The sequence below is a fragment of the Lonsdalea britannica genome, assembly GCF_946477055.1.
Classification (GTDB): domain Bacteria; phylum Pseudomonadota; class Gammaproteobacteria; order Enterobacterales; family Enterobacteriaceae; genus Lonsdalea; species Lonsdalea britannica_A.
In genome coordinates, this window is record NZ_CAMKXG010000195.1 from 1 (window position 1) to 6,683 (window position 6,683).

A 6,683-nucleotide genomic window follows, 5' to 3' on the forward strand; every position below is an offset into this window, starting at 1 on the left:
ATCTACACTATCCTCTTCGTCGGCAGCGTCAGATGTGTATAAGAGACAGAGCGTGGATATATTATTTTCTGAAATTAAATAAAAACCGGATCATTAAAAAAAGATCTGCGCGCTCTTTTTGCCCTTTATCAGGGCGAAATTAATTATTTTGCACTTAAAGAGTGCAATTAAGTTTGCCTGTATTTATTACGGGCTAATATCATGTATTTACTGGATTTTTGTTTTTTAAATTGAGGGTGGTAGTGGATTTAATACCGAAAATATACCTTTTTGTAGCGTAAAGTTCAGGAAATAAAGTGATAGCTAGTTGGCTTGTTTTGTGCATTACTAATATCGGTATCACGTGATACCCGTTTAATAAGGAGCGCATTTTGTCCAGACCCTTTTCCGAACTTAACCCGCTAGAGTGTACTCAGCAGGCATTAGAATGGATCATGAGCGATACACTGAGTCAGAAAGACATGGTGGCGCTAAATAAAGAAACGTTAAATTCTTTCCGCGATTACGTTAATCCGGGCTTTCTTGAATATAGAAAATCAGTCACCTCAGACGGCGATTACGGTGTTGTCGAGTGGCGCTCCAGCAGTGCCAACACGTTGCTCGATACGCAGGGAAACGAATATCTGGATTGCCTGGGCGGCTACGGCATCTTTAACGTTGGGCATCGTAACCCTACGGTACTCGCCGCAGTCGAAAAACAGCTATCAAAACAGCCGTTGCATAGTCAGGAATTGTTAGACCCGCTGCGTGGCATGCTAGCGAAAACGCTGGCCGCCATCACGCCTGGTAAACTGAAATACAGTTTCTTCAGCAATAGTGGCACTGAGTCTGTGGAAGCCGCACTGAAGTTGGCGAAAGCCTATCAGGCCCCTCACGGTAAATTCAGCTTTATCGCCGCGAACGGCGCGTTCCATGGGAAATCGCTGGGATCGCTTTCGGCCACCGCGAAGCCGATGTTCCGCCAACCGTTTATGCCGCTGGTACCGGGTTTCCACCATGTCCCGTTCGGCGATATCGAAGCGATGAAACAGCAGGTCCAACAATGCCAGCAAGACGGTGAAGGTATTGCCGCCGTGATCCTGGAGCCCATTCAGGGCGAAGGCGGGGTGATTGTGCCGCCGGATGAGTACTTACCCGCAGTTCGGGCGCTGTGTGATGAAATCGGGGCGTTACTGATTTTGGATGAAGTACAAACCGGGATGGGGCGTACGGGTAAAATGTTCGCTTGCCAGCACTATGGCGTACAGCCGGATATCCTGTGTTTGGCGAAGGCGCTGGGCGGCGGTGTGATGCCTATCGGTGCGACAGTCGCCACGGAAGAGGTGTTCTCCGTCTTGTTTGAGAACCCGTTCCTGCACACCACGACGTTTGGCGGTAACCCGTTGGCCTGTTCGGCGGCGTTAGCGACCATTAACGTGCTGCTGCGAGACGATCTGCCGGGTCAGGCCGCCAAAGAAGGGGCTTTCCTGCTGGCGGGACTGCAAAAACTTGCAGCCAAATACCCAGACCTAATTCTGGCGGCGCGTGGTAAAGGGCTGCTGCTGGCCTTCGAGTTCCAGGAAAATGAAATTGGTTACGCCTTTGCCAGCGAATTGTTCCAGAGTCGCGTATTAGTCGCGGGGACGTTGAACAACGCGAAATCGGTGCGAATTGAGCCGCCGTTAACGATCACGCATCAGCAATGCTGCCAGATTCTGGCGGAAGCGGAACGCGCGCTGGAAAAAGTGCGAGCGACCTGCGAAAAGGAAGCTGAAACGAATTCCGCCGATACGGAATTCGCCGTGTAATTATCCCTGTAGCGAAAGGTCGGCCTATGGGTGGACCGGGACCAAAGCCAGCCTGGCAACAGGCTGGCTTTTTACATGATAAGCCGAGTGTTTTTTCACGGATTTATCGATTTTACGCATATCTTAATCAATTTTTTTAAACGTTAATTTTGTGAGCCTTCCCACAAAAAGTAATCTTTACACTTCTCACTCGTATCCCGATCTTCTCACTTTTTCGATAAAAGTTACTTCATCATCAACATATTGATGGTTTAAGTCTGCCTTTTGTAAGGATTTAATCAATTTTCCATCAAGAAAATAACACTTGTGTCTGCTAATTGTTAATGATAATCGTTGTCATCCGAAATAATCACAGGAGGTGGTGAAGGATGGTACAGCAGCACTGGGCAACGAAAGGGCATCTTAATCAAAAAAATGCAGACTTCCTGACGCGCCAGTCGTGGATGGAATCTAACGTGCGTAGTTACCCCCGAAAGTTGCCGCTGGCGATTGCTAAAGCGCGCGGCGCGTGGGTCACGGATGTGGAGGGCAAAGACTATCTGGATTGTCTGGCCGGCGCGGGAACGCTGGCGCTGGGACACAATCATCCCGAGGTCGTCGCCAGCATTCAGGATTTTCTGCACTCCGGTTTACCCATGCATACGCTTGACCTCACCACGCCGCTCAAAGATGCATTCAGCCAAACGTTATTGGCGCTGCTGCCCGGCGGCGCGGATAACTACTGTCTGCAGTTTTGCGGTCCATCCGGCGCTGATGCCGTAGAAGCCGCCCTCAAACTGGCCAAAACCTTCACCGGACGCGGCGGCGTCATCAGCTTCTCCGGCGGCTATCACGGGATGACGCACGGCGCGCTGGCGGTCACCGGCAATACCGGGCCGAAAGATCCGCTACAAAACCTGATGTCCGGCGTGCAGTTCCTGCCTTTCCCTCACGAATACCGTTGCCCGTTAGGGATCGGCGGCGAAGCGGGGGTGAAGGCGCTGAATCACTACTTCAACCATTTCATCGCCGACGTTGAGCGCGGCATGCCGCTGCCCGCCGCCGTCATCGTGGAAGCCGTTCAGGGTGAGGGCGGGGTCAATCCTGCGCCGGATAGCTGGCTCCGAATGCTACGAGACGTCACTCAGCAGTACGGCATCGTCCTGATTGTGGATGAAGTTCAGGCGGGATTCGGGCGCACCGGCACCCTGTTTGCGTTCGAGCAGGCGGGGATTGAGCCGGACATCATTGTCATGTCCAAGGCCGTCGGCGGCGGGCTGCCGCTCGCGGTGCTGGGGATCCGCCGTGGGTTTGATGCCTGGCAGCCGGGGGCGCACAGCGGCACATTCCGTGGAAATCAGATGGCGATGGCGACCGGCAAAACCACGCTGGAGATCCTGGCCCGCGACCGCCTGCCCGAACAGGCCGCCACGCGCGGTCTATGGCTGACGCAGGCGCTGACTTTTCTGAAGCAACGCTTCCCTTGTCTGGGGCAGGTACGCGGTCGCGGTTTGATGCTGGGCATTGAAATCGTCGATGAGCGTTTGCCGCCATCCTCCGACGGCGGTTACCCCATTGATGCGCCGCTGGCGGCCGCGATTCAGCAGTGCTGTTTCCAGCAAGGGCTGCTGCTGGAGCGCGGCGGACGTCACGGCAATGTGGTGCGGCTCCTGCCGCCCCTGACGATTTCACCGGCGGAGTGCGAAATTGCCGTCGCCCGCTTCGAGCGGGCGCTAAGCGAGGCGCTGACGCTCACCCGGTCATAACGATTATTACGCGGACGGCACTGCAAGCCGACGCGACATTGACGGCGCCGTCCCCAAGGTCGGGCCGCTTTTCTGGGAAAACATCACGAGGTCAACTGAATGAAGGCTCGGGCTTTTTATGCGTTAACGCCGTTGTTACTGTGGTCGCAGGCCAATGCGGCGGACAGCATCGCCAACAATGATAACGAACTGGTGGTGACGGCCACGCGAACGGACACGGAAAAGAAGGACTCGCCGCAGGTCGTCACGATTATTTCGAAAGAACAGATTGAACAGCAGCGTCAGTTGACCTCTGACTCATCGCAAATATTGAGCAACTTACTGCCGTCGATGGCGCCGAGCCGCCAAAAAATGAGCGGTAGCGGCGAAACCTTCCGTGGACGCGCGCCCCTGATTCTGGTGGATGGCATTCCCCAGTCCAACCCGCTGCGTCCCACCGGCCGTGAAATGCACACCATCGATTTTTCGATGGTCGACCGCATCGAAGTGATCCACGGCGCCAGCGCCAGCAACGGCATTGGCGCGACCGGCGGCGTCATCAATATCATCACCCGACGCCCCGCGCCGGACTCCTTCAGCCAGCATTTCAGCGTGGAAGCCACGACGCCGACGTCGCAGCTGGAAGGCGACACCATGAACTACAAAACCACCTATGGCTTCAGCGGTCGCCAGGAGTATCTGGATTACCTGTTCTCGCTGAGCTATGAAGATCAGGGCCTGTTTCTGGACGGCGACGACCGGGCGATTGGGGTCGATAACACGCAGGGCGACCTGATGGACTCCCGCGCCTACGACATCCTCGCCAAGGTCGGTTACTGGCTGGACAACGATCAGCGCGTACAGCTCAGTTTCAACCGCTATCAGATCAAAGGAAAAATGAACTATCTGAGCGTGACTGGCGACCGCGACAACGGAATCGCGACCACCTCGGAAAAAGGGCGTCCGGTCGGCGATGCGCCGCAGAACAGCGTCTGGACCACGTCCGCGACCTACGACAATTACAATCTCAGCGGCATGAAATTCAATGCGCTGGTCTATTACCAGAACTACGAATCCCTGTTTGGCGCGGACCGGTCGGCCTCATTCCAGGATCCGGCGCTGGCCCCACGCGGTCAGCTCTACGATCAGTCGCGCGTCGTATCCAGCCGCTACGGCACCAAGCTGGCGCTGACCAAGGACGATATCTGGGACGATTACCTCAAAGCTACACTCGGCTTCGACACCCTGTTTGATCGCGGCAGACAAGACCTCTGGCTCACCCAGCGCACCTACGCCCCGGAAATGGAATACACCGATCTGTCGCCGTTCTTCCAGCTGGATATTCAGCCGATTGACTCTCTCAAAATCACGGCGGGGGTGCGTTATGAATACGCCAAGTTGAATATCGACAGCTTCCGCACCGTCGCGGCCAACAATGGCGTCGATGTCGAAGGCGGCAAGCTGGACTTTGACAAAACCCTCTATAACGTCGGCGCGGTCTGGACCACGCCTTATCAGCCGCTAAGCCTGTTCGCCAACTACTCGCAGGGATTCGGCATTCCGGACGTGGGGCGCACGCTGCGCGGGATTCGCACCGCAGGGCAGTCCGTCTCCTTGCTGCCGCTGGATCCTATCGTTACCGACAACATCGAAGCCGGGTTCCGCGTACAGCAAGACCCGTTCGACCTTGAGGTTAGCTACTACGAATCCTCCTCCAAGCTGGGCGAACGCGTGGTGGATGTCAGCGGCACCTACCAGAGTGAACGACAGAAAACCCGCATTGACGGCATCGAAGCGACGCTGGGCTACAAAGTTAACGACGATCATCGCCTTAAAGTGGGCTATTCCCACATCCGCGGCCGCTATGACAGTGACGGCAACGGCAGCCTCGACGGCAAACTCGACGGTCTGAATGTGCCGCCGGATCGCCTGACCGCCAGCTGGGCGGCGACGTGGTCGCCGAAGTGGACCTCCTTTATTCAGGCCAACTATGCCTTCGATCGCACGATGGATGACGCGGAAAAAGACTTCAACGGCTACCTGCTGGTGGATGCGGCGGTGGGCTATGCGCTGCCGCGCGGCAAGCTCAAGCTGGCCGTGGCTAACCTGTTCAACAAAGAGTACATCACCTACTACTCGCAAAGCGCGATTGTGAATTCCGATCGTTACTTTTCCGGGCGGGGGAGAACCCTCACGCTGGGGTATAGCGTCGATTTTTAACTCGCTTTTTCAGGATGAAAAAACGCTCGCCACGGTAGAGGCACCCGGACGATCGCAACACTTATGGAGCTGAGATGAACAACCTCGATCACGCCGTCTTATCCAGGATGATCGGCGAAAAGGCGGCCGTACACGGCCTGCTGAACTGCCTGATCAAAGAGTTCGCCATCCCGGCGAGCCATGCACGCTATGCGTGGCCTGACGATATGAGCGGCATTCCGCCCGGCGCCTACTTCGACGGCGCCGACTGGCGGGGCATTCCGATGACGATCCGGCTGCCGGGGGAGCGAGAACTGTTCTTCATGGTGGATCGTCGGGACAGCCTCGGCAGCCAGCGTTATCTCTCGGACGTTTACCTAACGCTGCCGGGAGAACGTTGGCACTGCCCGCCGTTCGACCGCTTTGTCGCAGACGTGCTCGCCGCCTGCGAAATCTGGGTGGGTCGGCGCAATCCCGAGCTACAGGCCCAAATCGCGCAGAGCCAGCAGCTGGTGCAGGCGATTGTGGCGCATAACGGCCGCCGTCAGGCGGCTTCCCCTCTCAGCCACTACCTGCTCAGCGAGCAGGGACTGTGGTTCGGCCATCCCAGCCATCCGGCACCCAAAGCGCGGCTATGGCCGAGCGAGTTGGGGCAAACGCCGTGGGCTCCCGAGTTTCAGGCCCGTTCGGCGCTCCATCAGTTCGAGGTGCCGAAGGACGGGTTGCACATCGGCGCCAATGGCCTGACGCCTGAGCAAGTGCTGGATGGCTTCGCCGACCAGCGTAGCGCGGGTGACGACCGCGCCATTATCTGTATGCACCCGGTTCAGGCTCAGCTGTTTATGCAGGACGCGCGGGTGCAGCAGCGGCTGCGCGATGGGGAAATCCGCGATTTGGGCATGACGGGGCGGGTCGCCAGTCCCACCGCGTCGATCCGCACCTGGTATATCGACGATCATGATTACTTCATCAA

At 56.6% G+C, this 6,683-nt stretch carries 4 protein-coding genes; all 4 read left to right on the forward strand.

Annotation, left to right across the window (positions count from 1 at the left end):
• The first annotated feature begins 371 nt into the window (after positions 1 to 371).
• Complete coding sequence (ygjG, locus tag Q7O77_RS12770; protein ID WP_304167892.1) at positions 372 to 1,787, forward strand: putrescine aminotransferase; 1,416 nt, start codon at positions 372 to 374, stop codon at positions 1,785 to 1,787.
• A 368-nt stretch (positions 1,788 to 2,155) separates the two neighbouring features.
• A complete protein-coding gene (locus tag Q7O77_RS12775) occupies positions 2,156 to 3,532 on the forward strand; it encodes a diaminobutyrate--2-oxoglutarate transaminase (protein ID WP_304167895.1) in 1,377 nt (458 codons plus the stop codon).
• Positions 3,533 to 3,631: 99 nt separating this feature from the next.
• Entirely contained in the window at positions 3,632 to 5,731 is a 2,100-nt protein-coding gene (locus Q7O77_RS12780) for a TonB-dependent receptor (RefSeq protein WP_304167898.1), read from the forward strand.
• Between the two features lie 74 nt (positions 5,732 to 5,805).
• Positions 5,806 to 6,683, forward strand: an 878-nt coding sequence (locus tag Q7O77_RS12785; RefSeq protein WP_304167900.1) for an IucA/IucC family protein, incomplete at its 3' end; no start/stop codon positions are given.

What these genes read in the sequence shown, in the direction of transcription:
- Q7O77_RS12780 (WP_304167898.1), top strand. Translation starts at nt 3,632, where the DNA reads ATGAAGGCTCGGGCTTTTTATGCGTTAACGCCGTTGTTACTGTGGTCG.
- Q7O77_RS12775 (WP_304167895.1), top strand. Translation starts at nt 2,156, where the DNA reads ATGGTACAGCAGCACTGGGCAACGAAAGGGCATCTTAATCAAAAAAAT.